Annotated in this window: 23 protein-coding genes and 1 tRNA gene; 2 read left to right on the top strand and 22 right to left on the bottom strand. The window is 39.4% G+C overall.

Features of this window, described 5'->3' with window-relative positions:
* Positions 1-402: 402 nt before the first annotated feature.
* Positions 403-900, top strand: coding sequence for a QueT transporter family protein (locus LQE94_RS01550; RefSeq protein ID WP_022074958.1), 498 nt, complete (start codon positions 403-405; stop codon positions 898-900).
* A 108-nt stretch (positions 901-1008) separates the two neighbouring features.
* Here LQE94_RS01550 and LQE94_RS01545 read toward each other — a convergent pair whose 3' ends face one another.
* The 6 genes from LQE94_RS01545 to LQE94_RS01520 all read right to left on the bottom strand — a co-directional run bounded on the left by LQE94_RS01545 (position 1009) and on the right by LQE94_RS01520 (position 8203).
* Positions 1009-1827: a TPM domain-containing protein gene (locus tag LQE94_RS01545; RefSeq protein ID WP_240576847.1), complete on the bottom strand. Its 819-nt coding sequence runs from the start codon at positions 1825-1827 to the stop codon at positions 1009-1011.
* A gap of 17 nt (positions 1828-1844) precedes the next feature.
* A complete protein-coding gene (locus LQE94_RS01540) occupies positions 1845-2939 on the bottom strand; it encodes a hypothetical protein (protein ID WP_240576846.1) in 1095 nt (364 codons plus the stop codon).
* A gap of 202 nt (positions 2940-3141) precedes the next feature.
* Positions 3142-3771, bottom strand: a complete 630-nt coding sequence (locus LQE94_RS01535) for a response regulator transcription factor (RefSeq protein ID WP_240576845.1) — start codon at positions 3769-3771, stop codon at positions 3142-3144.
* A 31-nt stretch (positions 3772-3802) separates the two neighbouring features.
* Positions 3803-5089 (bottom strand): ATP-binding protein, encoded by a 1287-nt coding sequence (locus tag LQE94_RS01530; protein WP_240576844.1) that lies wholly within the window; start codon positions 5087-5089, stop codon positions 3803-3805.
* A 22-nt stretch (positions 5090-5111) separates the two neighbouring features.
* Positions 5112-6755: a histidine kinase N-terminal 7TM domain-containing protein gene (locus LQE94_RS01525; protein WP_240576843.1), complete on the bottom strand. Its 1644-nt coding sequence runs from the start codon at positions 6753-6755 to the stop codon at positions 5112-5114.
* A gap of 53 nt (positions 6756-6808) precedes the next feature.
* Complete coding sequence (locus LQE94_RS01520) at positions 6809-8203, bottom strand: alanine/glycine:cation symporter family protein (RefSeq protein ID WP_240576842.1); 1395 nt, start codon at positions 8201-8203, stop codon at positions 6809-6811.
* Positions 8204-8468: 265 nt separating this feature from the next.
* On the opposite strand from LQE94_RS01520, the gene LQE94_RS01515 reads away from it, so the two are divergent.
* Complete coding sequence (locus tag LQE94_RS01515; RefSeq protein WP_240576841.1) at positions 8469-9854, top strand: alanine/glycine:cation symporter family protein; 1386 nt, start codon at positions 8469-8471, stop codon at positions 9852-9854.
* 28 nt (positions 9855-9882) lie between these two features.
* Here LQE94_RS01515 and LQE94_RS01510 read toward each other — a convergent pair whose 3' ends face one another.
* From LQE94_RS01510 to rsmH, 16 genes are all read right to left on the bottom strand, one after another.
* Entirely contained in the window at positions 9883-10338 is a 456-nt protein-coding gene (locus LQE94_RS01510; protein ID WP_117990013.1) for a threonine/serine exporter family protein, read from the bottom strand.
* Complete coding sequence (locus tag LQE94_RS01505; protein ID WP_117990012.1) at positions 10338-11111, bottom strand: threonine/serine exporter family protein; 774 nt, start codon at positions 11109-11111, stop codon at positions 10338-10340. Before LQE94_RS01505 ends, LQE94_RS01510 begins: the two co-directional genes overlap by 1 nt.
* Before the next feature lie 63 nt (positions 11112-11174).
* A complete protein-coding gene (locus LQE94_RS01500; protein WP_117990011.1) occupies positions 11175-12644 on the bottom strand; it encodes a sodium-dependent transporter in 1470 nt (489 codons plus the stop codon).
* A 118-nt stretch (positions 12645-12762) separates the two neighbouring features.
* Positions 12763-14232 (bottom strand): xylulokinase, encoded by a 1470-nt coding sequence (gene xylB, locus LQE94_RS01495; RefSeq protein ID WP_240576840.1) that lies wholly within the window; start codon positions 14230-14232, stop codon positions 12763-12765.
* 128 nt (positions 14233-14360) lie between these two features.
* On the bottom strand, positions 14361-15845 hold the full coding sequence (locus LQE94_RS01490) for an L-fucose/L-arabinose isomerase family protein (protein ID WP_022074944.1): 1485 nt from the start codon (positions 15843-15845) through the stop codon (positions 14361-14363).
* 131 nt (positions 15846-15976) lie between these two features.
* Complete coding sequence (locus LQE94_RS01485) at positions 15977-16591, bottom strand: DUF4867 family protein (protein WP_240576839.1); 615 nt, start codon at positions 16589-16591, stop codon at positions 15977-15979.
* A 1112-nt stretch (positions 16592-17703) separates the two neighbouring features.
* The gene (locus LQE94_RS01480; protein ID WP_240576868.1) at positions 17704-18486 is read right to left on the bottom strand and encodes an AraC family transcriptional regulator; all 783 of its coding nucleotides are present in this window, start codon (positions 18484-18486) and stop codon (positions 17704-17706) included.
* Positions 18487-18592: 106 nt separating this feature from the next.
* Positions 18593-19519: a SufB/SufD family protein gene (locus LQE94_RS01475; RefSeq protein ID WP_118724093.1), complete on the bottom strand. Its 927-nt coding sequence runs from the start codon at positions 19517-19519 to the stop codon at positions 18593-18595.
* A gap of 4 nt (positions 19520-19523) precedes the next feature.
* Positions 19524-20258 (bottom strand): ABC transporter ATP-binding protein, encoded by a 735-nt coding sequence (locus tag LQE94_RS01470; protein WP_022074940.1) that lies wholly within the window; start codon positions 20256-20258, stop codon positions 19524-19526.
* 94 nt (positions 20259-20352) lie between these two features.
* A tRNA-Cys gene (locus LQE94_RS01465) sits at positions 20353-20424 on the bottom strand.
* A gap of 144 nt (positions 20425-20568) precedes the next feature.
* Positions 20569-21606, bottom strand: a complete 1038-nt coding sequence (hydE, locus tag LQE94_RS01460; protein ID WP_240576838.1) for a [FeFe] hydrogenase H-cluster radical SAM maturase HydE — start codon at positions 21604-21606, stop codon at positions 20569-20571.
* A gap of 25 nt (positions 21607-21631) precedes the next feature.
* Entirely contained in the window at positions 21632-22939 is a 1308-nt protein-coding gene (locus tag LQE94_RS01455; RefSeq protein WP_022074938.1) for an O-acetylhomoserine aminocarboxypropyltransferase/cysteine synthase family protein, read from the bottom strand.
* A gap of 48 nt (positions 22940-22987) precedes the next feature.
* A complete protein-coding gene (cysK, locus tag LQE94_RS01450; RefSeq protein ID WP_118724091.1) occupies positions 22988-23920 on the bottom strand; it encodes a cysteine synthase A in 933 nt (310 codons plus the stop codon).
* A 180-nt stretch (positions 23921-24100) separates the two neighbouring features.
* On the bottom strand, positions 24101-24628 hold the full coding sequence (locus LQE94_RS01445; RefSeq protein ID WP_118724090.1) for a hypothetical protein: 528 nt from the start codon (positions 24626-24628) through the stop codon (positions 24101-24103).
* A 10-nt stretch (positions 24629-24638) separates the two neighbouring features.
* Positions 24639-25166, bottom strand: coding sequence for an anaerobic ribonucleoside-triphosphate reductase activating protein (nrdG, locus tag LQE94_RS01440; protein WP_118724089.1), 528 nt, complete (start codon positions 25164-25166; stop codon positions 24639-24641).
* Positions 25167-25181: 15 nt separating this feature from the next.
* On the bottom strand, positions 25182-26240 hold the full coding sequence (gene rsmH, locus LQE94_RS01435; protein ID WP_118738223.1) for a 16S rRNA (cytosine(1402)-N(4))-methyltransferase RsmH: 1059 nt from the start codon (positions 26238-26240) through the stop codon (positions 25182-25184).
* Positions 26241-26281: the final 41 nt, after the last annotated feature.

Genomic DNA, 26281 nt, shown 5'->3' with positions numbered 1-26281 from the left:
CATAAGGTCTTTAAAATCAAAATGATTATTGTTCATCAGCACCACCCCCATTCTATGTAAGAATAGAGGTCTGCTACCCTGTAACACGATTGTTCCACCCAAAGTATAACATGGCAATAATTGACATGCAATCATTTTCCCATTTGGTACTTTTTTGATACTTTTCTTGCTTTTCTTGTCTTTTCATGCTATACTATCACCCGTTACAAAACCCTAAAAAAACAAGGTCTTACAAGGGTTTCGCCGATTTCCGGCGTAAGGTCATATACTTACTGTATATGCCTTCCGCAGTATTCGTCAAATGTCCATGCAAGCATGGCCGCCTGACTCATTGCTGCGCGAAAATGAATCGTGTGTTCGTGACCTTCCACACGTAAAACAAAACTAAAGGAGAACAGAATAATGAAAAACTCAAACTCAAAAGTGCTTTATCTGGCACAGGCAGCTATGATTGCTGCTATTTATGTTGTATTGACAGTACTTGGTGCATCTCTTGCATTTGGAGAAGTGCAGATTCGCTTTGCCGAAGCTCTCACTATTCTTCCTGCATTTACACCAGCTGCAATCCCAGGACTTTTTATCGGATGTCTGCTCGGCAACATCCTTGGCGGTGCAATCGTTCCGGATATCATATTCGGAAGCCTTGCTACATTGATCGGAGCTTTCTTTACTTGGCAGCTCAGAAACAAGAGCAAATATCTTGCTCCAGTTCCACCGATCGTAGCAAACATTATCGTTGTACCATTCGTATTAAAATACGGATATCAAGTGCCACTTCCGATACCATTTATGATGTTAACAGTCGGTGTCGGCGAAGTTATTTCCGCCGGTGTACTCGGTCTTATCGTATATGGAGCACTTAACAAATATAAGGGGATTATCTTTAAGAAAGCTTTATAGATTAGGAAAACACTTTCCTAATCTATAAAAATAACGGATTGGATATGTGAAACGAAATGCTTCACGTATCCAATCCGTTTTATCTTTTATGCTGAAAATTTTCAGTCACTAAAAACTTCCACCACATCCACCATGACTTGATCCAGACGAACTTGTATGTGTAGAACTTCCTGAAGAGCTGCTAGAATCCTCTTTTGGAAGAGCACGCTGAGTTACATATGTTCTTACCATTTGATCATGACTGTTATATACATTCAAGCTTCCTGCCACTGCGTAATCAGAAGCTGTCTGTTTTTCACGAACTGTAGTGAGCTTTCCTTTTTCAATGCTGCCCCATATAAATGCTAGCAAGAATGCCGCTGCAACTGCTCCTATATACCATAAGATTGATAATGGTTCTTTTGGAAGATTTCCAGTATCATATGGCTCTCCAATTTCAGCCTGAGCCATAAAATCATCACACAAATCTGCAAATGTATTGAAAGCCTCTGCATAATTTCCTTCACTCAACGCTGATATGAACTGTTCTTGCATGTAATTGAGGCCTGCATCTGTGAATATACTTATACATTCTCCACCGGTTGACATATGCCATTTACGGTCATCCATTGCAACCAACAGAAGAATTCCACCATTCCTTCCACTTACTCCATATCCGTTCATGTCATAATAATCATCGGCATATGCTTCTGCTGTTTTTCCCTCCAGTGAATTAACGGTGAGTACAACAACATCTTCACCCCAATAATCACTTATCGTACTTAATTTTGTTTCCAGTTCTTCCTGCTCTTCTTCACTCATCAAGTTTGCTTCGTCTTTTACATAATACATGTCATCTGTCGATTCTGCCTTTACTGCAATCGGCATCAGAAGCAGGAGCAGAGACAGAAATGAAAGCAATATTCTTTTTGTTCTTATTTTCATCATTCACCCCACCCCTTCCTTTAGAATAAAAGCCATAAAATTGCAAGGAAAACTACTGAAAAAATTCCGCCTCGCATCAACAATGTCAGTCGAAACGCTTTTTTATCTAACGGAAGATCTCCTGTCAGCTTACCCGTCTGTCCATTCATAGCAAATACAAATTTTTCATTACGCCAAGTTGTATTCAATATCCAAACCGGATACAATGCATACTGATAACTTGCTTCCGGAAATTGGAAATTCCCGCCCAACTGCTTCACACTTGCGTATCCTGTCACTGTTTTTCGTAAATTGTTTGATATTGCCTGTTTCATACGTTCTTCTGCACGCTGCATACGTTCTTCTTTATCTACGTCATAACGATCTGCAACATATCCTGCCAGATAAGCTGACTGAAATGGCACAGCATCTTGATAGTTAAATGGCTCTATAGATTCCATCAAGACGTCATCCATCTTTTTGGACGCATCTGCGGGAACATGGCTAAATGTCTCTGTTCCTCCACGTACAGCATTATATATTTCATGTTCCGTATATTCAGTATCACCATCATCCCAGATGTTGATATTCTCTGCTTCATATGTGATATCCGCCTGTACAGATGCATCAAAGAGCCAGAATGGAACATAAACACCTTTAATTTCGTCGATATGATTTTCGTCCTTAAATACTTTAGGCAAATATTTTTTACCTTTCAGATGTTTTATGTATGCTTCCTTTGCCGCCTTCTTATCTAATTTGAACGGGATTACGCAATCTGGTTTCAAATCCCCTGCGAAATTTCCTTTCATGACAATTTTATTATCACAGAATGGGCAAGTTGTTGCTCCTGTTGTTTTATCAGCAATTATCTCACCACCACAAGACTCACATACATAGACTGCCATGTTATCTGTCTCTCCATCCTGCCACTGATTATTTCCTCCCGATGACCACTGTGCATTTTCACTCTGCTGTACATTGCCAGTATTATCTTCATCCTTTTTCTGCATTGCTTCAAACTCTTCCACTGTCATTGTCGTATCACAATACGGACAATTCATTTTTTGAAGGGTACTGTCAAATTCCATTGCGCCTCCACATGCCGGACATTTATATTCTACAATACCTGACATCTAACCTCATCTCCTCTCTTATTTCTTTATCTTTTAAAATGGTTTTCTTCACTGCTATCCTGCTTTACTTCCTTCTCCTTCCCTTTTGTTATAGCATCTCTGTTATAATTATTATCACACCGACAAAGTTTTCTGACACTAGCACTTATGATAGGTATTTTCCCAAAAAATAAAGCAATGCAGAAAATCTGCAATGCTCTCATTATTTCAAAGTTGTAACTAGCAATTTACTTTCCAATGCCGCTGCAATCAAATCTTCTTTACAGGAATATCCTGCTTTTGAGATCATTTCCTGAAAGTTCCATCTAACGCCTGCCGTAGAACATCCCATCTTTTTCGCAATTTCCGAATATGACATACCTTTTATGTACAAACGCAGCATCTCTAACTGTCTTGGACTGATTTCATCACTCTGGATGCAATTTAACTGCACATCCGGAGAGATATCCGGAAACACTCTTTGTCCTTCTAGTGTTCGTCGAATAACATCAAGAATTTCCTCGTCCCCATGATCTTTATACCAGAGACTGTCTGCACTCCCTGACTTTGCTCTTGCCAAAACTTCCGGGTCGATAAGTGAGGTAACAATCAATACTTTGATTTTAGGATGTGCTTCTTTGATTTCTTTACCGGCTTTAAGACCATCGTGGTTATGAAATGTCTGTACATCCATCAACACAAGATCTACTCTTGTTCTATTGCATATTTTTATTGCCTCGTATGCATCTGCAATCGTCTGTACATGCTGAAATTCTTCTTTATTGTTCTCTATAAGATATTCAAAATATTTCTGCATGATCTTCTGATCTTCTACTATTAATACACGTATCATCTTTGCTTACCTCCTCTTCCCAGTCTATGTCTTATTCTTCTGTTTCCGAAAACGGTAGTTTTAAAACCAACAAAAACTCCGGCTCAAATTTTGTTGTCATTTCTCCTCCGTCTCTCTCAACAACTTCTCGCAAAGCAGAAAGACCACCGCCTTCTCTACTTCCTTCTTTCGGTCTTTCTCCGTCATTTGTAATGCAAACTTTCCACCCTTCACGGGTTTTATGACTTTGTACATACACTCTTCTTCCATGTGCATGCCGTATACAATTTGTAACACATTCACGAATTGCTTTATCCGTTATCAATGCGACTTGATGTTCATCGCAAAGCTCACCTTCAATCTCCACAGAAACCCCTAGTTTTTCCGCATGTTTTATTGATTCCTCATACTGTTTCTCTGTATCATCCTGCGTAATCCCGGACAATATATATACTGATTGTTTTAAGATTTCCAACTGATTTTTCATATAATCAGGTTCTTTATTACCTTCCAGCATACGTCGGATTGTAAGAAGACAACACCCCAAACTGTCATGCACCTGCATTTTCATTTTAAGAGTCTCCTGTTCACGAATACTTTCATCAATTTGCTCATACATTTTTTTCAATTTTTGGTTTAATAATTCCAGCTTTTCATTCTTCATCCGAATTTTTTCACTGTTAAAATATATTTCGGTAACATCAAATGCCACTGTCTGAAGATACCCCTCAACTTCTTCCGCTAACATGTAGTTTTGAAACATCCACACTGTGCCATTTGGTAAATAAAGCACACCTTTTTCCGGACTGAGTCTGGTCACTCCTTGAACGGATTTATTTCCATCTAATACCTGCTTCAAATCTTCATAGTTCTGCAGTGGTGCCCCAGTCAGCATCCTGCTTAATTCTCTCATTTTTTTATTAGATAATACGACATGTCCACAGGAATCTGAAACACAGACCCCGCATGGAACATCATCCATTGTCTCTTTAACCGACCAGGCTGAAATATTTTTCCGACATGCGAGTATTTCATTTCTGACCAGCAGACACAGGAAGATAATCAACAAAGACATTCCTGTTAAAAATATCCATATTGGGATTTTCAACAAAAACGAAGGATGATTATTTTCACCAAGCTGATATCTATGGTCATTTAAGAAAAAACACATCAGCACAAAGGACATCAAAAACAGAATTCCTATTCTCATTATTTTTTTTAATCCAGCCGAACGTATTAATCTTGAGAAAAAAATCCACAGCTCCAAAACCAGACCTATTTCCATCAAAACCATCAATATATTATGTAGTTTTACACTATATGTCACATAACTATACATCCTGTTTTCTCCTATTATTTGCTCAGACTTTCACTGCTGCAAACCATTCATTCTCTGCTTCCTGCTCAATATAAAGCCCTGGATTCTTTTTCAACAATACTGATAAATCGCTCGGTCCTTTCACTGTCACCGCGATTTTAAGCTGTCCGTCAATCTCCGCAATACGTAGAAAAACGGATTGAAGTTCATCTATTAATTCTTCTATCACCCATTCAAAAAAATCATAACATTTTAAAATACTGTCATCCCCAAGCGATTTTATCGTTGGATCAATATAAAAGGTTCCTTTGATATCGCAAAGCTTTAAACTATCACACGACTCTGTCAGACTTCTTTTTAAATCTTCCGCCGTTAACTTTGCCTGTTTTTCTTTCTGCGACAAAATCAAATTCTTTCGACGCTTCATATATGTTCCGACTACCACAATTTTTCTGAGAAGCTTATCATAAATCTCTTCTGAATCTGTCTTCTGAAGCTCATCCAGATAATAATCTAATAAATAAATCTGATGCTTTGTCTGATTCTGTATTAAATTAAATAAACGATTCTTCTCTTCAATTGCTTTTTTCTTCGCTTTCTTTTCATATGCAATCTGTAATAACCGGTTTCTTTCAGTCAATTCCACTTGGAGCTCTTCTAATTCTTTATACTGATCCAATACCGGTGATATATCTTCCGCCCAAAATGCATGACCTCCCCGCAAAGAAATATGCTTAATCTGAATGCCGTGTTCCAGCATCAATGGTGCATATTTTGCGTCATGTCTCATCTGATCTGTAATATTAGGAAATTCTCCTGAACGATACCATACCTTCCATCTGTCATCTGTAATCTCTGCTGAAATTCCTCCTGCCGCCTGAAATAATTCCGTATACCTGATATTTGTCTCAATTAATCCGCAGTAAATACAGCTTTGATAAATTGCTGACATCAACAGGCAGCAAACCACTGTCATGTCACCGAAATAATTCCTTATAACAGATATTCCAATAACATTACCAAAACTCCAGATAAGAAGCAAAGCTTCTGGAAAAAACGGAAGCCAGGCTCTTCTTTTGTTTGGAATTTTACTTTTTTTAATCAAAATCACTTCCATTGCAATCAGACAGGAAATTACCCAAATTTGAACAGCAAAGAAAACCGGGCCCTGCTGATACTTTGCATCTGAGAATGGCTTTTCGCCTTCAAAAGAAAATACAAGCTGATGAAAATCATTTGTAATAACTAAAAGAGCTAATAAAATTGCTGTAAGCACAAGAGCTAATGTGCGCACCCTTGTATTCTTCTCCTCCTCTTCTCCCATCAATATTGCTGCATTGAGTCCTAGCGTCGGAATCATCGTACATGGAATATAATACAAATACCAACACATTCTCCTACTAAATACTTCCATTAAAATATGATATTTTATACTTCGCAAAAAAATCCAAAAAACCATCAGGCAGGCAATCTCAACAAGACATCTTCTGATTTTGTAATTTACTACCCTCTTTTGCAAATAAATCCCCCATGCTATATATAAACCCAGATACAGACAGGTACAGCTCTGATCTAATATTATATTTTCGATATCCGATGTCTTTTTCACATAGCGGCAAAGCAATGCTGCCGCCACACATACGAAAACCGCTATGTAGGATACTCTTCTCTTTTTTGAATATGACATTCTATCACTTTCCCCAAATATATCACATTTCCAACTAATTTTTATAATTAACCTTATTTTTTCAGTTTTTTACTTTTTTCATAATCTTTTAGTTCATCTATCGCTTCATCTGCCAGTAAATATAAGAATACTACATTGAATATTGTCATTAACCCAATTCCGACATCCCCAAGATCCCATACAAATGTATATGCTGCAATACCTCCGATAAACAACATAACAAGTGCAAGCACTTTATAGGCCGTCTGCCAGCACCATTTGTCTCCAAATAAATAGGCGACATTACTGCGGGCATAAAATAAAATTCCAAGAAATGTTGAAAAGCTAAATAAAAATAATGTAATTGCAATAAATATAACACCGAATCTTCCCAGGTGATATCCCATTGCTGTCTGTAGCAATTCCATACCGGTCAAGCCTTCTGTCAATTCCTGTGGAGCCAGAAGCATAATCATTGCTGTACATGTACAAATGATAATGGTATCCACAAATACGCCAAGAGCCTGAACTAATCCTGCCTGTGCCGGTCTGTGGCAATCTGCTGCTGCAGCGGCACATGGAGCTGAACCAGAACCGGCTTCATTTGAGAACAATCCTCTTTTCACACCGTTCATAATAACTGCACCGATTCCTCCTGCCGCTGCCTGACGAAGTCCAAATGCTTCTTCAAATATTCTTGTAAATACTGCCGGAACATGTCCAATATTTGTTATGATAATAAATAATGTGATTGCAAAATAGCATACCGCCATAACCGGAACCATAAAATCCAATACCTTAACCGTAGCATTTTTTCGTAATACAATTACCGCAGCTACCGCAACAAGAAGAATTGTTGTATATAACGGTGGAATATCAAATGCATTCTGGAACGAAGAAGCTACTGAATTACTGATTACCTGACTGATTCCACACCAGCAGACCAGACCTGAAACAGCAAACAATACTGCCCAGATTACTTTTTTATGTTTCTTCCCTGTTTTCGCTTCTACACAATCATGGATATAATATGCCGGTCCTCCACGAAATCCGCCATACAATGGATCTTTCTGCTTATGAAGCTGTGCCAGCGTTGCCTCTGCAAATGCTGTACATGAACCAATCAAAGCCATAAGCCACATCCAGAAGACGGATCCGGCTCCTCCGACCGATATCGCCGCTACAACACCGACAAGATTTCCCATTCCTACTCTGGTTGCTGTAGATACCAGCAATGTCTGAAATGTCGATAAACTTGATTTTTCTTCTTTTTTCTCTACAAGAGCTCTCACCATATCCGGCATCAGTCGGATTGATAAAAATTTTGTGCGGATTGTAAAGTAAATTCCTGTCGGAATCAACAATATAATAAGTAATGAAATACCAATACTGCTTCCTCCGGGCAATGGAATGTGAAGCAAATCTCCCCACAAAAAACTATAGATTTTTTCAATTAAAGCAACTATCATTTTATTCTCCTCTGCTATGTTTTGCCAATTATTTTGACATTCATACCTTTCTTCACCGTTTCCCCTACGGATTCTTATTCATTATACCAACTTAACACATTAAACCGGTAAAATCAATCCATCCTTTTATTGATTTTTCTTATATTTTCTGATATTATATTTTTTGTATGTTTCGCTGGTGAATTTTTACAAATCACAGCGATTTTTTATTTTTTTAACTTTGCTTAGCAGAATTTTGTTTCTATTTAGGAAGAGAGGATTTTTTATGTTACATACTATTGAAACTGTCAACTCTGCCGTAAACAACTTTATCTGGGGTGTTCCGGCTATGATCTGCATTATCGGTGTGGGTCTTTATCTAAGTATCCGAACCCGCTTTTTGCAGATTCGCAAATTTCCATATGCCATTAAAACAACAATTGGTCGTATTTTCCGGAAAAGAGATGCCAGTGATGGTGCGATCACGCCATTCCAGGCTGTCTGTACCGCACTTGCCGCCACTGTCGGAACCGGTAATATTGCCGGTGTCGCAGGAGCTATTGCAATCGGAGGTCCCGGAGCAGTCTTCTGGATGTGGATTTCTGCGATTCTCGGAATGTGTACAAAATTCACCGAAGTAACACTGGCGGTCCATTTCCGTGAAACAAATGAAAACGGAGAACTTGTCGGCGGTCCTATGTACTATATCAAAAATGGTCTTGGCAAAAACTGGCAGTGGCTTGCCGTTTTGTTCTCAGTATTTGGAGTACTTACCGTATTTGGAACCGGTAATGCGACACAGGTCAACACAATTACGACTGCCATTGACTCTGCGCTGCTGAATTATCACATCATTTCACAGGATATGATCTCACAGGCAAACTTCATTCAAGGTATCATTCTTACACTTTTAGTCGGGATGGTTCTTCTCGGCGGTGTAAAACGAATCGGAAAAGTAACTGAAAAACTTGTGCCATTTATGGCATTATTCTATATTCTCCTTGCCCTCGGCGTTATTTTCCTGAATATAGAAAATATCCCTGCCGTATTTGCTTCCATCTTTGAGGGGGCATTTAACCCACGCTCTGTCACAGGAGGAATCGTTGGAAGTGCATTTATGACATTGAAAAAAGGGGTTTCCCGCGGAATCTTCTCAAACGAAGCCGGACTTGGTACAGGTTCCATCGCACACGCTTGTGCAGACACTCAGAAACCTGTCAAACAAGGTTTCTTCGGAGTATTTGAAGTATTTACCGACACCATTGTCATTTGCACACTGACAGCACTTGTAATCCTTTGCAGCGGCGTACCGATTGCATATGGCGAGGCTGCCGGAGCTGAGCTTACAATCCTTGGATTCACATCCACATACGGAAACTGGGTATCTATATTTACGGCTGTTTCCATGTGCTGTTTTGCATTTTCTACAATTATCGGATGGGGATTATATGGAGCTCGCTGCATTGAATTTATTTTCTCTGCAAAGGTCATCAAACCTTTTATGATCGTATATTCCCTCGTTGCAATGATTGGTGCTACTATGGATCTTGGACTTGTATGGAATATCGCAGATACCTTCAATGGTCTGATGGCAATTCCAAACTTAATCGCACTGTTCTTGTTATCCGGAACGGTCTTCAAGCTTGTAAATGAATATAAAGAATTTGACTAAACATCACGAAAAGCCCTGTTAACATCCGTTAACGAGGGCTTTTCTCTTGCATTTTTTTACTTTTTCGAATCACATTCACAATCGTTCCAACCAGAAAGATTGCCAGGGCAATCATCCCTGCAATTTCCAATGTCTGTGCAAAGTAAAATGCACATTTCTCCTGATTTCCTGCTACCAGATAATAAACAATCCGATACATCCCCGCTCCCGGTACTGTCGGAAGTATTCCCGGAATAAGAAATATTGTAACCGGTGCGCGAAATCCTTTCGCAAAAATATGTGACAATATTGTAATTGCTAATGCGGAAAAAAATGCTGCAAGTACTGCATCTGTCTTGACAATATTAAGACAGAACAAATAAACAGTTCCTCCCACTGCTCCGATCACACCGGCTAAAGGAAGATATTTTTTCGGACATTCAATAATAATCGCGAAGCATACAATTGCAATAAATGATCCAATCGCACCACCTAAAAGTCTCATCACAGAACAACACCTCCTGTCCCCATAATTCCGGTTGCCGCCATTGCCAGTGCAACTCCTAATGCCACAGATACCGCACACAGAAATGCTTCCAGAATCCTTGCACAACCTGACAAATAATCTCCCTGAAGGGTGTCACGTATTGCCGTTGTGATCGCAACTCCCGGAACAAGTGGCATAATACCACTAATGATTACCGTATCCATATTCATAGCAGGAAACTGCCTCTTCAAAAAGATGGCCATCAGTGCCAATCCAAAAGATGACAAAACATCTTGTATAAACCCTTGTATCTTTAATTTCTTTCCTATTGTCACAATTAGTGCAAGCACTGCCCCTGCTGCGGACGCACCGGCCACCTCCAGCCATCCTCCGTTAAATAATGGAGCAAATCCTCCGCAGATACAGACTGTCGCAATATTATATATAGCTCTTCGATACTGTTTTGTTTCAATCTGTTGCAATTCCTTGTAAGCTTCTTCCAGTGAGATTTTCCCCTCACAAAATCGTCTGGAAATATCATTTGCGATAGCAATCCGATTCAAATTATTTCCTCTGGATTCCACTCTCCGAATTACTGTGATCGTTTCCATATCCGGATTATCTATCGTTGCCACAATTCCAGTCATCAACACGATCGTATCTACATTTTCCACATGAGCCATATTCAGGATATGGCGGATCGTATCCTCTACACGATACGCTTCCGCTCCACTTTTCAACATAATCTCCCCTGCAAGAATTGCTGTATTCATCAACAACTTATAATCCATTTTCGTTCCTCATCTTATATTTTACGGAGTGAATGTCCCACACTCACTCCGTCTTTTACTTTCTTATTCTGTTCTGTCCTTCTCCACAGACGTTGCACAGTATATTACCCATGCAAGAAATACAATTGCAAATATCATCCAGCCAACAAAAATTCCTGTTCCCATATCTTTAAATTTATCATAATACCCCTTCAGATAAATAACAATGATAATTGCCGGAATTCCGTAGTTTACATAACCACGAAGTGTTTTTGGAAACTTCATACCACTTCCTGTATTAACCTCTTTAATAAATGCATCCCATCCCCAGCCGTTCTTTCTTGTACAGAATAATACATAGCCAAGACTTCCCAGTGGAAGCAGATTATTAGATACAATAAAATCTTCCAGGTCCATGATTGTGCTTCCCTCACCAAGAAGCTGCACACCTGACCAGACATTAAATCCAAGTACACATGGAATACTTAAAATGATAATCAACGCTGCACATACAAGCACGCTCTTCTTTCTTCTCCAGCCAAGCAGCTCCATATTGAACATAACCAGATTTTCAAACACAGCAATAATTGTTGATAATGCTGCAAATGTCAGGAATAAGAAGAATAAGAATGCCCAGATTCTTCCGCCACTCATCTGTGCAAAAATATTTGGCAATGTTATAAAAATAAGACTCGGACCTGCTCCCGGCTCGATTCCGTATGCAAAACATGCTGGAATGATAATAAATCCTGCTGTCAGGGCAACAAATGTATCAAGAAGCATAATATTTACTGCCTCGCCGGTCAGACTTCTGGACTGATCCAGATAGCTTCCAAAAATCAACATCGCACCAATACCGATCGACAATGTGAAAAACGCCTGGCTCAATGCTGCAAATACCACATTACCGATTCCACTTTCCACCATCTTATGGAAATCAGGGATTAAATAAAAACGGATTCCCTCTCCGGCACCTGCCATTGTTACCGAACGAATGGCAAGAACTACCATGATTAAGATCAATGCAGTCATCATCACTTTTGTAACACGCTCAATACCATTATTTAACCCAAACATACATACCGCAAAACCAATCACACAAATCAGAATTGTCCAGAACAACATCGTCGGTACATCTGTAAGCATCTGAGAAAATTGCGTTGAAATATTATCAGAAGATGCATTCACAAAACTGCCTCGAATCCCCTTGTAACAATAATACATCAACCATCCGCCAACAGTTGTATAGAACATCATCAACATATAACATCCGATGATTCCAATAAATTTTAATGGGGTCCATTTCCCATTTTTCGACTGTAGTTCATCAAAACTAAGTGCAACACTCTTTCGACTGCCTCTTCCGACCGCAAATTCACATACCAGTACCGGAATTCCCAAAATAATTAAAAACAACAAATATATTAAAATAAATGCCGCCCCTCCATATGCACCGCAAATGTAAGGGAATTTCCAGACATTACCGATTCCGATAGCACATCCGGCAGACACCAGAATAAATCCCAATCGGGAACCAAATGACTCTCTTTTCATATATACCTCCAAAAACTCTCAAATATTTTCATGCTTTACCAGTTTAACACAAAAACAGCAGAAATTTCAATGCTATGCTGTTTTTATACCGCATATCTTTGAAATCTCTGCTGTTTTTTTAATTCAATTCTTGAAACAAACCTTTTAATGTCGGGTAAATCTGTCTGAATTTCTGATAACGCTCTTCATATTTTGCTACCAGTTCTGCATCCGGTTCCACCGTATCTACAATTTTCACAAGCTTCTCTGTTGCTTCTTCAACGCTTGCAAATTCTTTGCAGCCTACCGCTGCCAAAATCGCTCCGCCATATCCAGGACCTTCTTCGCTTTCAATGACATCCACCTTCAAATTCATTACATTTGCAACAATCTTTTTCCAAAGCGGACTCTTTGCTCCGCCTCCGCAAATTTTTGTACGCTCAATCTGGATTCCAAGACTTCTTGCCACTTCCAAAGAATCACGTAACCCAAATGCAACACCTTCCAGAACTGCCTGTGTCATATCCTCTCTTGTTGTATCCATTGTCATTCCGATAAATGTTGCTCTTGCCTTTGGATCATTGTGCGGTGAACGCTCTCCCATCAAATATGGAAGATAAAACACCTTGTTTTCTCCAAGTTTACGAATCTGTTCCTGCTCTTTTGCATATTCTTTTGTCTTCAGAATCTCATCCATCCACCATTTATTGCAAGATGCTGCGCTTAACATACATCCCATCAAATGATAGTAACCATCTGCATGGTCGAATGAATGTAAAGCGTTATGTTCATCTACCCCAAATTTCTTGCTGGAAATAAAAATTGTTCCTGATGTTCCAAGAGAAATGTTGCATCTTCCTTCTCCGACAGTTCCTGTTCCAACCGCCGCTGCGGCATTATCTCCTGCTCCGGCAATTACTTTCACACTCGTCGGGATTCCAAGCTCTTCTGCAATCTCTGGTTTCACATTTCCGACCACTTCATAACTCTCATATAGTGTCGGAAGCTGTTCCTCTTTTACATTACAGATTTCCAACATCTCTTTTGACCAGCATTTGTGCTCTACATCAAGTAACAACATACCAGATGCATCTGAATAATCTGTGCAGTGAACACCGCTTAACACATATGCAAGATAATCCTTTGGTAACATGATTTTATTAATCTTTGCAAAATTCTCCGGTTCCTGTTCTTTCAGCCAAAGAATCTTCGGTGCTGTAAATCCTGCAAATGCAATGTTTGCCGTATATTTTGAAAGCTTATCCTTTCCGATTACTTCGTTCAGATAATCTGTCTCTTTTGTTGTTCTTCCATCATTCCATAAAATTGCCGGACGGATCACTTCATCATTCTCATCTAACACAACCAGTCCGTGCATCTGTCCGCCAAAGCTGATTCCTGCAATCTGACTCTTGTCCGCGTCTGCGATCAATTCTTTGATCCCTGCCAGTGACTTCTCTTTCCAGTCCTGCGGATTTTGTTCTGACCAGCCTGGATGTGGAAAACTAAGCGGATATTCTTTTGAAACAATATTATGAATCTTTCCCTTTTCATCCATTAACAATAACTTTACTGCCGATGTTCCAAGATCTACTCCTATATATAACATAATCTAAAAATCCTTTCTTTACCTAAACGCTAGCAAGGTCTTTTCGAGCTTAGCGTTTAGGTACACCTCGGCATCAGACGAGGTCTTTTCGAGTCGATGTCCGAGCGTGTTTCCGCACCATTTATATCCTATGCCCAAGGATTCTCTGTTGGGTAGCGTACTCCTGCCGGCTGGTTATATCCGATTTCTTCTACCGGCACACCAATATATTTGAATACTTCAAATAATGCTTTTCCGTAGTTACCGAATGCAACTGCTCCGTGATGTGGGAAATTCTTCTCAATCAGTACATGACGATAAAATCTTCCCATTTCCGGAATCGCAAATACACCGATTGCTCCAAATGAACGGCTTGCTACAGGAAGTACTTCACCCTGTGCTATGTATGCACGAAGTTTGTTGTCTGATGTACTCTGCAGGCGATAGAATGTAATATCTCCAGGCACGATATCTCCTTCCAATGTTCCCTGTGTCACTTCTTCCGGCAATGCTCTTGCCATAATAAGCTGATATCTCATTTCACAGAACGATAATTTACTTGATGCTGTGTTTCCACAATGAAATCCCATAAATGTATCTTTGTGTGTGTAAGGGAATTTTCCTTCAATATCTTCTTTGTACATATCTGCAGGCACGTTGTTGTTAATATCAAGCAATGTAACTGTGTCCTGACTTACAACGGTTCCTATGAATTCACTCAATGCTCCGTAAATATCAACCTCGCAGGATACAGGGATTCCCTGTGCTGTCAAACGGCTGTTTACATAACATGGTACGAAACCAAACTGTGTCTGGAATGCAGGCCAGCATTTTCCTGCAATCGCAACATATTTACGATATCCTCTGTGTTCTTTAATCCAGTCTTTTAATGTCAATTCATACTGTGCAAGCTTTGGAAGAACTTCCGGTTTTTTATTACCTTCTCCAAGCTCTTCTTCCATCTCTTTTACGATTGCAGGGATTCTCTCATCTCCTTCGTGTTTGTTGAATGCCTCAAACAAATCAAGCTCTGAATTTTCTTCAATCTCAACACCAAGATTGTATAACTGCTGGATTGGAGCATTACATGCAAGGAAATTCAGTGGACGTGGTCCAAAGCTGATGATCTTCAAATCATTTAATCCGATGATTGCACGTGCGATTGGACGGAATTCAGCAATCATGTCAGCACACTCTTCTGCTGTTCCGATTGGATACTCCGGAATATATGCTTTGATATTTCTCAATTTCAAATTATAACTTGCATTGAGCATTCCACAGTAAGCATCTCCTCTTCCCTGAATCAGATTGTCTCCTGTCTCCTCTGCTGCTGCAACAAACATCTTTGGGCCTTCAAAATGTTTTGCAAGTAATGTCTCTGCAATCTCCGGTCCAAAGTTTCCAAGATATACAACCAACGCATTACATCCTTGTGCTTTAATATCTTCCAATGCCTGTACCATATGGATTTCACTCTCTACGATACAGATTGGACATTCGTAAATGTCAGCCTCTCCATATTTTGCTTTATACGCATTCATAAGTGCTGCTCTTCTGTTTACAGATAAGCTCTCCGGAAAACAATCTCTACTTACTGCTACAACTCCGATTTTCAATTCTGGCATATTACTCATCTTTTATACCAACCTTTCTTTTTGTTTTATATCCGTTATATTTTCTCATTATTTTCGTTTCTGGTTTCATTCGCCATACAAATAGCCGGCGGTTTTCCACACACTCCGTGAATCTCAAACAAGTTATTCACTTACAATGTGATATTTTCACCTTGTAATCCACAAAATGCACCTTCGATTCCAGCTTCTTCATGTGCGATCAGCCATTTATTCTTTGCTGTGATCAGCTTATTCTCTCCATTCTCTCCGATAGGAAATGTAAGCTCTGTATTCGTTCCAGCCGGAAGAACTACCACACAGCGGAATCCGCCTTCTACTGCCGTACATGGTGCATAATGCAATGTTGTTGCATACATTTCCACTACTGTCCCAGCCGGAACATAAAATGCTTCTACAAGAGAAGTATCATATGTAAAATCCTCTTTTACATCCTGCTGTGAACCAAGCAATAAAATCATATCTGTAACTGCAATATTAATCTCTGATGAGCGGTGATACTCCAATGCATTTAACTTGTTATTATCGCCGTTGCAATACCCTATCTGAATCGGCAATCCACCATAAGCACGATTCTGGAATGCTTCTGCTTCCGGAAGTGCTTCCATCTCTTCTACGGATGGCACATATATGACCTCTTTCGGAAGTGGAGTATGCTCCATTTCTTTTAAGATTCTGTCAATGGTATACCCTTCCAGAATACGTCCGTACTTTTTGAAGGAAGCATCTGTAATTTTCTGTATCTCCATGATTTCTGGTCCCTCCTGATTTTAAACGCTTTGCGAGGTATTTTCGAGCTTAGCGTTTATGTACACTTCGGCATCAGACGAGGTATTTTCGAGCCGATGTCCGAAGGTGTTTCCTTACCTAAACGCTTTGCGAGGTATTTTTGAGCTTAGCGTTTATGTACACTTCGGCATCAGACGAGGTATTTTCGAGTCGATGTCCGAAGGTGTTTCCTTACCTAAACGCTTTGCGAGATCCTGTATCTTCAATATAACAAGATTTTGCAGCTTCTTCGACCAAATACTTATCCAATGTATGGCACTTTTTTGTCTTTTTTGTGTTTTAGTCACGATATTGTCCATGCGTAAAATTGCTATTTAGTTCACTGGGTGGTAATACGTTATTGCAAATCCAATAAATTAAAGAGCAGTGCTCTGTGATGTACCGTAATAGAAACAGGTAGATGATTTTTTTGTAACCGTTGTATCTGCAAGCCCTTGATATTCGTTATTGCAGATGCTCTTTTGGGGACCAATGTATCTACAAGGCTTTGATATTCATTGTTGCAGATGCTCTTTTTGGAATCAATGTATCTGCAACTTGCTTTTCTTCGAACTTGCAGATACTTTTAAGCCTGCCTGTCATGTACAATTGCATCTACATCTTGCCTTTTCTGGGATTTAAAGATACTCCCTTCGCAAATTTTGCATCTACATCCCACGTTTTTGATAACGTGAAGATGCTCTCCATCAAAATTTTGCATCTTCAATGCTCTAAAATCCACTATTGCAGATATTGTCGCTCAATATCCTTTGTTGCTATTTACTTCACAACTTGAGCCAATACATTACTTGCAAAAAAATTGATATAAGAAATTCAAGCGAATATGAAATGGGTGCTGGTGACACTTAGAGCGTAAATTTTTGCGTTAATGAATTTGAGCGAACGTGTTTGAAGCTGCGTAGCAGCAAGTTTGAGTTCAAATTCATTTGCTTTTAGCAAAAATTTACGCTCTTATGTGTCTCCCGCTCATAGAATCTGAGCAAGAATTCTTATATCAATTTTTTGTAAGGAACGTATTGCCACTTAGTGAACTAAATAGCAATTCCACGCAAGGCCCCTATAGCCCCCTCACTCACGAATCCTCTCGAAATCCTGCCCTGCGATACTCACTCGGCAGCACTCCATACTTCTTCCGAAACACCTTCGCCAACGCCTTACTATTCGGGAACCCGTTATTTAACGCAATCTCACTAATCGTATGCTCCGTGTTCGTCAGCTCTTGATATGCATACTGCACCCGGATACTCTGCAGATAACTCTTATAATTGATTCCTGCATATTTCTGGAACATTCTTGACAAATAAGTCGGCGAATAGCCAAAGATTTCGGCCAGTGTTTCCAATGAAAGTTCTTCTGTATAATGATCTTTTATGTATGCAGTGATGGTTGATAATCGTGTCAGTTTCTTGTTTCGCTTTAACATGTCCTGATCAACATCCAGCTCACGATATTTTGTAACTAACAAATAAAGAAGCATGTAATAATAGCTTTTCACCTTCATCTCATACCCACTTTGTTTGCCAAGATATGCGTCGTACATTTTCCAGATCAACTCCATGACCTTCTCATCTTGCACGGTAGAATCATGTGTAAAGCGGATGAACTGCTCACCTGTAAAATAATCTTCAAAAGTTTTTAATGGCATTTGAAGAACAACTGTCTGATTCTTCTCTTGCGCATCAATAGAATGTATCTCATTAGAATTGACAAGCATAAATTCTCCAGCCTCAAGCGGATGTTTCTCTTCATTGATATAAAAAGTTAATCCACCCTCATATACTGCAAATATCTCAATCGAGCGATGCCAATGTTTATCTCTGAAATAATTCCCTTGACTTCCTTCAAACAAAAACATTTTAAATGGTAAATCTTCATTTGGTACAATCAATTCATGACTATACTTTTCCGTATTATTCAAACTTATCTACCTTCTTTTTTCTGCCATATCATTTCCTGTGTTTCTAATTTAAGAAGTTCTGTATAATAACATTTTCAGCCTCTTCTTCTGTCAGGCCAAGTGTACGCAATTTTAACAGCTGCTCATCGTTAATTCGACCGATTGCCGCTTCATGGATAATCGCTGCATTCAAATTACGTGCTCTGATTTCTGGAATTGAGCCGACTTCTGCATCATCCATAATAATAGAATCGCACTGGATATGTGCCTGACATTTATTATTTCCAACAGCCTTTGGATGAAATGTCTGGACAGATCTGCCTTTTCCAACTGAACGGGAAATAATCTGTGCGGAACTGTCTTCTCCGTTTAATCTCACTTCTATATTCGATTCTGCTGTCTGCTCTCCTTCTGTCATAAGACGTTCTGTCACATACAACTTTGCATCTTTTTCCATTTCCACCATTGTCTCGCGAACTGTCGAATCAACGCCTTTTATCTGGGCTGTATCCAATGTAAATACAGAATTTTCTCCTATATAAATATTAGTAACAGGATTTAAAACTTTTCCTCCCGTACCATTTCCCTCACCATAATGCTTTTCCTCATATCGTACATTTGCATTCTTTCCAACATGGAATGTATGGATTCCGTCATGGCGGCTCTCATTACATCCGCTATTGTGGATTCCGCATCCTGCTACTATCGACACATCTGCACCGTCTTCGATATAAAAATCATTATAAACAAGATCTGTCATTCCAGATACACTGACAACAACAGGAATATAAACTACCTCGCCTTTTGTTTCTCCATCGATATAAATGTTTATTCCCGGTTTATCCTCTTTCTTTTTTATCTTAATATGTTCGCTGTCTCCATGACATATTGATGTTCCGTTTTGACGCAGATTGAAAGCTCCGCTTTGACTAAACTTGTTATCGTTAATAACATTCAATACTTCTTCTGTAACCTGATCTAACTTTACCATTCGTCTATGCTCTCCTTTCTCTGTTTTCTGCACAGTTATGACACTTTTGAACTCCGTTCAGATACGGAAGAACATCTTCTCTTTTGCCTATTTTTTTAATCTCTCCATCGTCGATGATCATAATACGGTCTGCCATATCAATGATTTTTTCCTGATGTGAGATTACGATCAGACTCTGCTTCTTTTCTTTATGCATCTCTTCGAATTTCTGTATTAACATTGAAAAGCTCCACAAATCTATTCCTGCTTCCGGTTCATCGAAAATACATAATTCATGGTCTTTTGCCAGCACCGATGCAATCTCGATTCGCTTCATCTCTCCACCAGAAAGAGTCCCATCTATCTGACGCTCCACATACTCTTCTGCGCATAATCCTACTGCAGTAAGCAGATCACAGCATTCATCAATTGACAGACTTCTTCCTGCTGCCAATGTAAGAAGCTTGGAAACAGGCATTCCTTTGAATCTTGGTGGCTGCTGGAATGCATATCCGATTCCTGCATTTGCCCGATGATTAATATCATAATCTGTAATATCCTGCTCATTCAGCATGATTTTTCCACTATCTGCCTTTTCAATTCCTATCAATGTTTTCGCCAACGTAGATTTTCCACCACCATTTGGTCCGGTAATCACTAACATCTCCCCGTCATCTACATGAAATGAAATATCATTGAGAAGACATTTTCGACTCCCATTATCATTTACATATAATGTTAAATTTTCTGCTTTTAACACTTTCCTCACCTCGTATAATTTTATTTAGGAAAACACTTTCCTGATATATAAAAAAAGCCTGAGAAACTTAGCATTTCCAGGCTTTATAGATAAAAGGCACAGATCGGATTTGAACCGATGAATCAGGGTGTTGCAGACCCACGCCTTACCACTTGGCTACTGCGCCTCACTATATAGATATGATATCCATAACTGTTTTATATTATACCAAGTATTTTTAGTGGAGTCAAATAAATTTTTGTTTTATTTTGCAGGAGATTTTCTCTTTTGCACAAAATCTTCTCAGAAAAAAGAAAAAATGCCGCTCTTTTTACAGAACAGCATCTCCTCTTTCATTTACCAGTTGATAACCTACAGATTCTATCCTCTTATCCAGACACTCTCTGCATTCTGCTGCCTCTTCTCCAGTGCAGATCTTGTTATCATATAAATCATATTGTTTTCTTGTCTTTATGGGCGACAAATTTGGCATTACAACATTTGCTCCTGCCAAGAGTCCCTTTTCTCTTCCTTGCGGATCCATTGTTCCAAGAGCTGTCGTTGCCGGAAGCAATACTGTCGGCAGTAAAATACGAATTACAGACAGTAAAAATAATGTTTCCTCCACACTTCCCGCTGATTTTTCAGCAAAACAGGTGTCATGATGCGGAATAAACGGACCGATGCCTACCATCTGTGGCTGTAACTCCTGCAAAAATAATAAATCTTCTGCCAAAGTTTCCACACTCTGCCCCGGAGAGCCTACCATAAATCCTGCTCCCACCTGATATCCTAATTTCTTCAAATCATACAAACATTGTTTTCTATTTGCAAGACTCATCTCTGCCGGATGCAATACTCCATAATGTTGTTCATCCGCAGTCTCATGACGAAGCAGGTAGCGGTCCGCCCCTGCTTCTTTATAAGCTTTATAACTTTCATAAGATTTTTCTCCTACTGAAAGTGTTACTGCACATTCCGGATATAAGGTCTTGATTCTGCGAATAATCTCCACCAGTTTTTCATCTGTGTACCAGACATCTTCCCCGCCTTGCAGAACAAATGTCCGAAAGCCTAATTCATAACCATTCTCACAGCATGCCAGGATATCCTCCTGCGATAAACGAAATCGTTTTGCATTTTTATTACTTCTTCGAATCCCACAATAGTAACAATCGTTTTTACAATGGTTTGTAAATTCAATCAGCCCTCTTGTAAATACCTTCGTTCCATAATAGTGTTTTCTTAACCTGACGGCCTCTTCTTTTAGAAGCTCTCGGATATCCGGATCATCCTGCTGTTTTAAAATTTCTATAAACTCTTCTTTTGTTAATTTTTGACGCTGGATTAATTTATCTACCGCCTTCATATTTCCCCCAAATTTTTATCTATTCTTATTGAACTGCTTTAAATGCCTCATCCAAATCCTGAAGAATATCATCAATATTTTCTGTACCGATTGAAAGACGAATTGTGTTTGGTTTGATTCCCTGATCAAGCAGTTCCTCTTCTGTGCACTGGCTGTGTGTTGTTGTTGCAGGATGGATAACAAGTGATTTCACATCTGCCACATTTGCCAGCAATGAGAACAATTCCAGATTATCAATAAATTCCTGAGCTTTTGCTGCATCTCCTTTAATTTCAAATGTGAAGATAGAACCTCCTCCATTTGGGAAATATTTCTTATAAAGCTCCTGCTGTTTTGGATCTGAATCTACAGATGGATGATGTACTTTCTCTACCTGTGGATGGTTATTCAGATACTCTACAACTTTCAGTGCATTTTCTACGTGACGTTCAACACGAAGTGAAAGCGTCTCAAGTCCCTGCAGGAAAATAAATGAGCTGATTGGAGAAATTGTAGCTCCTGTATCTCTTAAAAGGATTGCTCTGATCTTTGTTACAAATGCTGCAGCTCCGCAAGCTTTTGTGAAACTGATACCATGATAGCTTGGATTTGGATCTGTCAGTGAAGGGAATTTTCCTGAAGCCTCCCAGTCAAATTTACCACCTTCAATGATAACTCCACCGATTGTTGTTCCGTGTCCACCGATAAATTTTGTTGCTGAATGAACTACGATATCTGCGCCGTACTCAATTGGTCTTACAAGGTAAGGTGTTGCAAAAGTATTGTCTACAACAAGTGGAATTTTATGTTTATGTGCAATATTTGCAACTGCTTCAATATCAACTACATCTGAATTTGGATTTCCAAGAGTCTCAATGTAAATTGCTTTTGTATTCTCCTGAATCGCATTTTCAACCTCTTCCAAGTTGAAAATGTCAACGAATGTTGTCGTAATTCCATAATTTGGAAGTGTATGCTCAAGAAGGTTAAATGAACCTCCGTAGATATTTTTAGCAGATACGATATGGTCTCCCTGCTGAGCAAGATTTTCAATTGTATATGTAATTGCTGCTGCTCCTGATGCTACTGCAAGGGCTGCTGTACCACCTTCCAATGCTGCAATTCTCTTCTCAAATACATCTTCTGTAGGGTTTGTCAGACGTCCGTAAATGTTTCCGGCATCTTTTAACCCAAAACGATCTGCTGCATGCTGGCTGTTACGAAATACATATGATGATGTCTGATAAATCGGTACTGCTCTTGCATCTGTAACCGGATCTGGAGTTTCCTGTCCTACGTGTAACTGTAATGTTTCGAATTTAAAATTTCTCTGATCTCTTGTAATTTTTGCCATGGTTCCATATCTCCTTTGCCTGTGCTGTTTTTTGGATTCAAGTTTTTATTAGTCTATAAATAACGGAGTTGAATAATATCTGTCTCCACTATCCGGCAATAATGCTACGATTGTTTTTCCTTTATTTTCCGGACGTTTTGCAAGTTCGATTGCTCCTTTAAGAGCTGCTCCTGAAGAAATACCTACCAGAATTCCCTCTAATTTTCCAAACTGTTTTGATGTTGCAAATGCATCATCATTTTCAATTGTAATAATCTCATCATACACTTTTGTATTTAATACATCCGGTACAAATCCTGCTCCGATTCCCTGAATCTTATGAGCTCCTGCTTTTCCTTCTGAAAGAACCGGTGATGTTGCCGGCTCAATTGCTACAACTTTCACATCTGCTTTCTGAGACTTCAAATATTCACCAACACCTGTCAGTGTTCCGCCTGTACCGACACCTGCCACAAAAATGTCTACTTCACCGTCTGTGTCGTTCCAAATCTCTGGTCCTGTCGTAGCTCTATGTGCTGCCGGATTGGCTGCATTTACAAACTGTCCAGGAATAAAGCTGTTCGGAATTTCTTTTGCAAGCTCATTTGCTTTCGCGATTGCACCTTTCATTCCCTGTGAGCCTTCTGTCAGAACCACCTCAGCTCCATATGCTTTCAAAATATTGCGTCGTTCCACACTCATTGTCTCTGGCATAGTAAGAATCATTCGATATCCTTTTACTGCTGCGATAGATGCAAGTCCGATTCCTGTATTTCCAGAAGTTGGCTCAATAATAACCGAACCTTCTTTTAAAATTCCTTTTTTCTCTGCATCCTCGATCATCGCTTTCGCAATTCTGTCCTTTACACTTCCTGCCGGGTTCAGGTATTCAAGCTTTACAAGAACTCTTGCTTCCAACCCTAACTCTTTTTCAATATTCGTTACCTCTACAAGAGGTGTGTTTCCTATCAATTCCAATGTATTTTTATAAATATTTGCCATTTTATGATTCCTACCTTTCCTATCCAATTAGTATGTTTAACGCGTTAAAGTTATTATATTCTCCTTTTACCTATTTGTCAAGTAGGTTTTTGTGTTTTTTTGAGGGGGACGGGGTTAGTGGCTTTTTTCTACGAAAAAAGCCACTAACCCCGTCCCCAATGGCCCAATGCCTCCTCTTCCCTATTTCGAGAACAACACTCCTAGCAGGCTTCTCTTCTTAATCGCCTGTATCTCACTGGAACTGCGAATCACCTGTGCAGACATTCCCATATTACGCAATTCCTGTTTCAATTCAACAGCCTGCTTTTCCGATAGTCCATCTTTCACAAGAAATGGAGTTTGCCTTAAATTCCCATTGATCTTAAAATCAAATTTTCTTGCTATATTCGCATAATCTGTTCCCTGTCCGATATAATCTACCATCAATCCAAGGGCAATTACTTGTTTCGAAGGATACTCCGGTATATCATACCATTCGTCTACCGGCTCCATCTTATATTTGATTCCATAAAAATCAAATGCTTCTTCTATATAAGAACATACTTCGCCATCCAGACTTTCAAAAAGAATGATTGGCAGATTCGATACAATTTTTCGGGCTTCATGTTCTTCCATCCCGGTTATTATATGTAGATATCTTGCTATCTCCAACTCTTTACCTTTACAATTATTCAGTATCACCCGGTAATTTTGTTCTTGCTGTATCATACTGCCTCTCCTATTTATTCAAATCAGACAGCACAAGCTGTCCTTTTTCTTTGCTTTTCTTCATATCTATAATTCTCTGGTTTCTGGAGCCTCTGAACTTAAGTGAAATATCTTTCAAGTCTTCCTCAAATTTACCATCCACAAGAATGTCAATGTTTCCAAGTATTTCATCTGTTACTTCTGTATATTTTCTTCCGCCCGGAATTAAATCCTCATTCACAGTAAATCCTGAATACATCCAAATGTCTTTGTCCGGACACTCTTTTCTCATTCTCCGGATTAGTTTTACAAGTTCTCTTTGATTCTCCGGCTCCATCGGTTCGCCCCCGAGTATTGTCAGCCCTTGATAATATGGTTTAGATACTTCGCTAATAATAAAATCTTCTGTTTCCTGTGTGTATTCCATCCCATAATTAAAATCCCATGTCTGAGGCTGAAAACAACCTTTGCAATGATTTGTGCAACCAGATACAAACAGACTTACTCTGATTCCGACTCCATTTGCACAATCTGCGATTAATATTTCACCATAATGCATTGCTAGTCCTCCATCCTATTTTTCTGCTTTCACAGCCCAACGCATCTTCGTTGATCTTGCTCTTCCATTCTGTGCACATTCCTGTGCCGACGGACGGATCACATCCTTAGCATAATCCGAATAAATACCGGCCTTATATCCATCCTTCAGTGCACGTTTCACAAGCCTGTCCTCTCCCGAATGAAATGTTAAAATTGCCACTCGGCCACCCGGACGAAGTGCCGACGGCAGCTTCTCCATAAACTCATACAACACTTCAAATTCTCGATTCACATCTATACGCAATGCCTGGAATGTTCTCTGGCACGTTTTTTTAACTGCATCTTTCTTCTCTTTTTCCGGAAGAAAATCCAATGTCTTTTCAATTACTTGTCGGAGTTTTGTAGTAGTATCAATTCGATTGCCCTTTCGAACTTCATCTGTGATTGCTTTTGCAAGCTCCTCACAATATGGCTCATCCGAATTTTCATATAACATACCTGCAAGCTCTTCTCTTGAAATTGTATCAAGACGCTCTGCTGCACTGATTCCTTTTTCCTGATTTAAACGTAAATCTAAAGGACCGTCTACCTTAAATGAAAATCCTCTTTTAGGATTATCAATCTGCATAGATGATACTCCCAGATCTGCCAAAATGAAATCAAATCCACCTACCTCTTTGGCTATTTCATCTATTGTACAGAAATTTTGCAAACGAATTGTCAAAATGTCTTCACCAAATCCCTGATCTGCCAGACGTTTTCTTGTTTTTGCCGATTCCTCCGGGTCCACATCTGTCGCATAAATGTGCCCGTTCCCATCCAGGCACTGAAGCATCGCCTTCGTGTGTCCGCCATACCCCAGCGTCGCATCAAATCCAATCTCACCCGGCTGAATCTTCAAGAACTCCAGAATCTCCTGCACCATAATGGAAATGTGCATGCCCGCCGGAGTATTTCCCTTCTGAATAACATGCTGAATCGTATCCTGATATTTTTCCGGTTGTAACTCTTTATATTTTTCCTCAAACTTCTTTGGGTATTTCCCTTTATAGCGCACACGTCTCTTGTGCGGTGTCTGCGTTTCCTTTTCCATATTGATTTCCTTTCCGTTCAATACTGCTTTGTTCAATCTAA

The organism is Mediterraneibacter sp. NSJ-151 (genome assembly GCF_022487435.1).
Classification (GTDB): Bacteria; Bacillota; Clostridia; order Lachnospirales; family Lachnospiraceae; genus Schaedlerella; species Schaedlerella hominis.
The sequence above is the reverse complement of the archived record's forward strand: the minus strand, read 5'-3'. Positions and strand labels throughout refer to the sequence as shown.

Coding starts and splice junctions, on each gene's coding strand:
- LQE94_RS01550 (WP_022074958.1), top strand. CDS start 403: ATGAAAAACTCAAACTCAAAAGTGCTTTATCTGGCACAGGCAGCTATG.
- LQE94_RS01545 (WP_240576847.1), bottom strand. CDS start 1,827: ATGATGAAAATAAGAACAAAAAGAATATTGCTTTCATTTCTGTCTCTG.
- LQE94_RS01540 (WP_240576846.1), bottom strand. CDS start 2,939: ATGTCAGGTATTGTAGAATATAAATGTCCGGCATGTGGAGGCGCAATG.
- LQE94_RS01535 (WP_240576845.1), bottom strand. CDS start 3,771: ATGATACGTGTATTAATAGTAGAAGATCAGAAGATCATGCAGAAATAT.
- LQE94_RS01530 (WP_240576844.1), bottom strand. CDS start 5,089: ATGTATAGTTATGTGACATATAGTGTAAAACTACATAATATATTGATG.
- LQE94_RS01525 (WP_240576843.1), bottom strand. CDS start 6,755: ATGTCATATTCAAAAAAGAGAAGAGTATCCTACATAGCGGTTTTCGTA.
- LQE94_RS01520 (WP_240576842.1), bottom strand. CDS start 8,203: ATGATAGTTGCTTTAATTGAAAAAATCTATAGTTTTTTGTGGGGAGAT.
- LQE94_RS01515 (WP_240576841.1), top strand. CDS start 8,469: ATGTTACATACTATTGAAACTGTCAACTCTGCCGTAAACAACTTTATC.
- LQE94_RS01510 (WP_117990013.1), bottom strand. CDS start 10,338: ATGAGACTTTTAGGTGGTGCGATTGGATCATTTATTGCAATTGTATGC.
- LQE94_RS01505 (WP_117990012.1), bottom strand. CDS start 11,111: ATGGATTATAAGTTGTTGATGAATACAGCAATTCTTGCAGGGGAGATT.
- LQE94_RS01500 (WP_117990011.1), bottom strand. CDS start 12,644: ATGAAAAGAGAGTCATTTGGTTCCCGATTGGGATTTATTCTGGTGTCT.
- xylB (WP_240576840.1), bottom strand. CDS start 14,232: ATGTTATATATAGGAGTAGATCTTGGAACATCGGCAGTAAAGTTATTG.
- LQE94_RS01490 (WP_022074944.1), bottom strand. CDS start 15,845: ATGAGTAATATGCCAGAATTGAAAATCGGAGTTGTAGCAGTAAGTAGA.
- LQE94_RS01485 (WP_240576839.1), bottom strand. CDS start 16,591: ATGGAGATACAGAAAATTACAGATGCTTCCTTCAAAAAGTACGGACGT.
- LQE94_RS01480 (WP_240576868.1), bottom strand. CDS start 18,486: ATGTTTTTGTTTGAAGGAAGTCAAGGGAATTATTTCAGAGATAAACAT.
- LQE94_RS01475 (WP_118724093.1), bottom strand. CDS start 19,519: ATGGTAAAGTTAGATCAGGTTACAGAAGAAGTATTGAATGTTATTAAC.
- hydE (WP_240576838.1), bottom strand. CDS start 21,606: ATGAAGGCGGTAGATAAATTAATCCAGCGTCAAAAATTAACAAAAGAA.
- LQE94_RS01455 (WP_022074938.1), bottom strand. CDS start 22,939: ATGGCAAAAATTACAAGAGATCAGAGAAATTTTAAATTCGAAACATTA.
- cysK (WP_118724091.1), bottom strand. CDS start 23,920: ATGGCAAATATTTATAAAAATACATTGGAATTGATAGGAAACACACCT.
- LQE94_RS01445 (WP_118724090.1), bottom strand. CDS start 24,628: ATGATACAGCAAGAACAAAATTACCGGGTGATACTGAATAATTGTAAA.
- nrdG (WP_118724089.1), bottom strand. CDS start 25,166: ATGCATTATGGTGAAATATTAATCGCAGATTGTGCAAATGGAGTCGGA.
- rsmH (WP_118738223.1), bottom strand. CDS start 26,240: ATGGAAAAGGAAACGCAGACACCGCACAAGAGACGTGTGCGCTATAAA.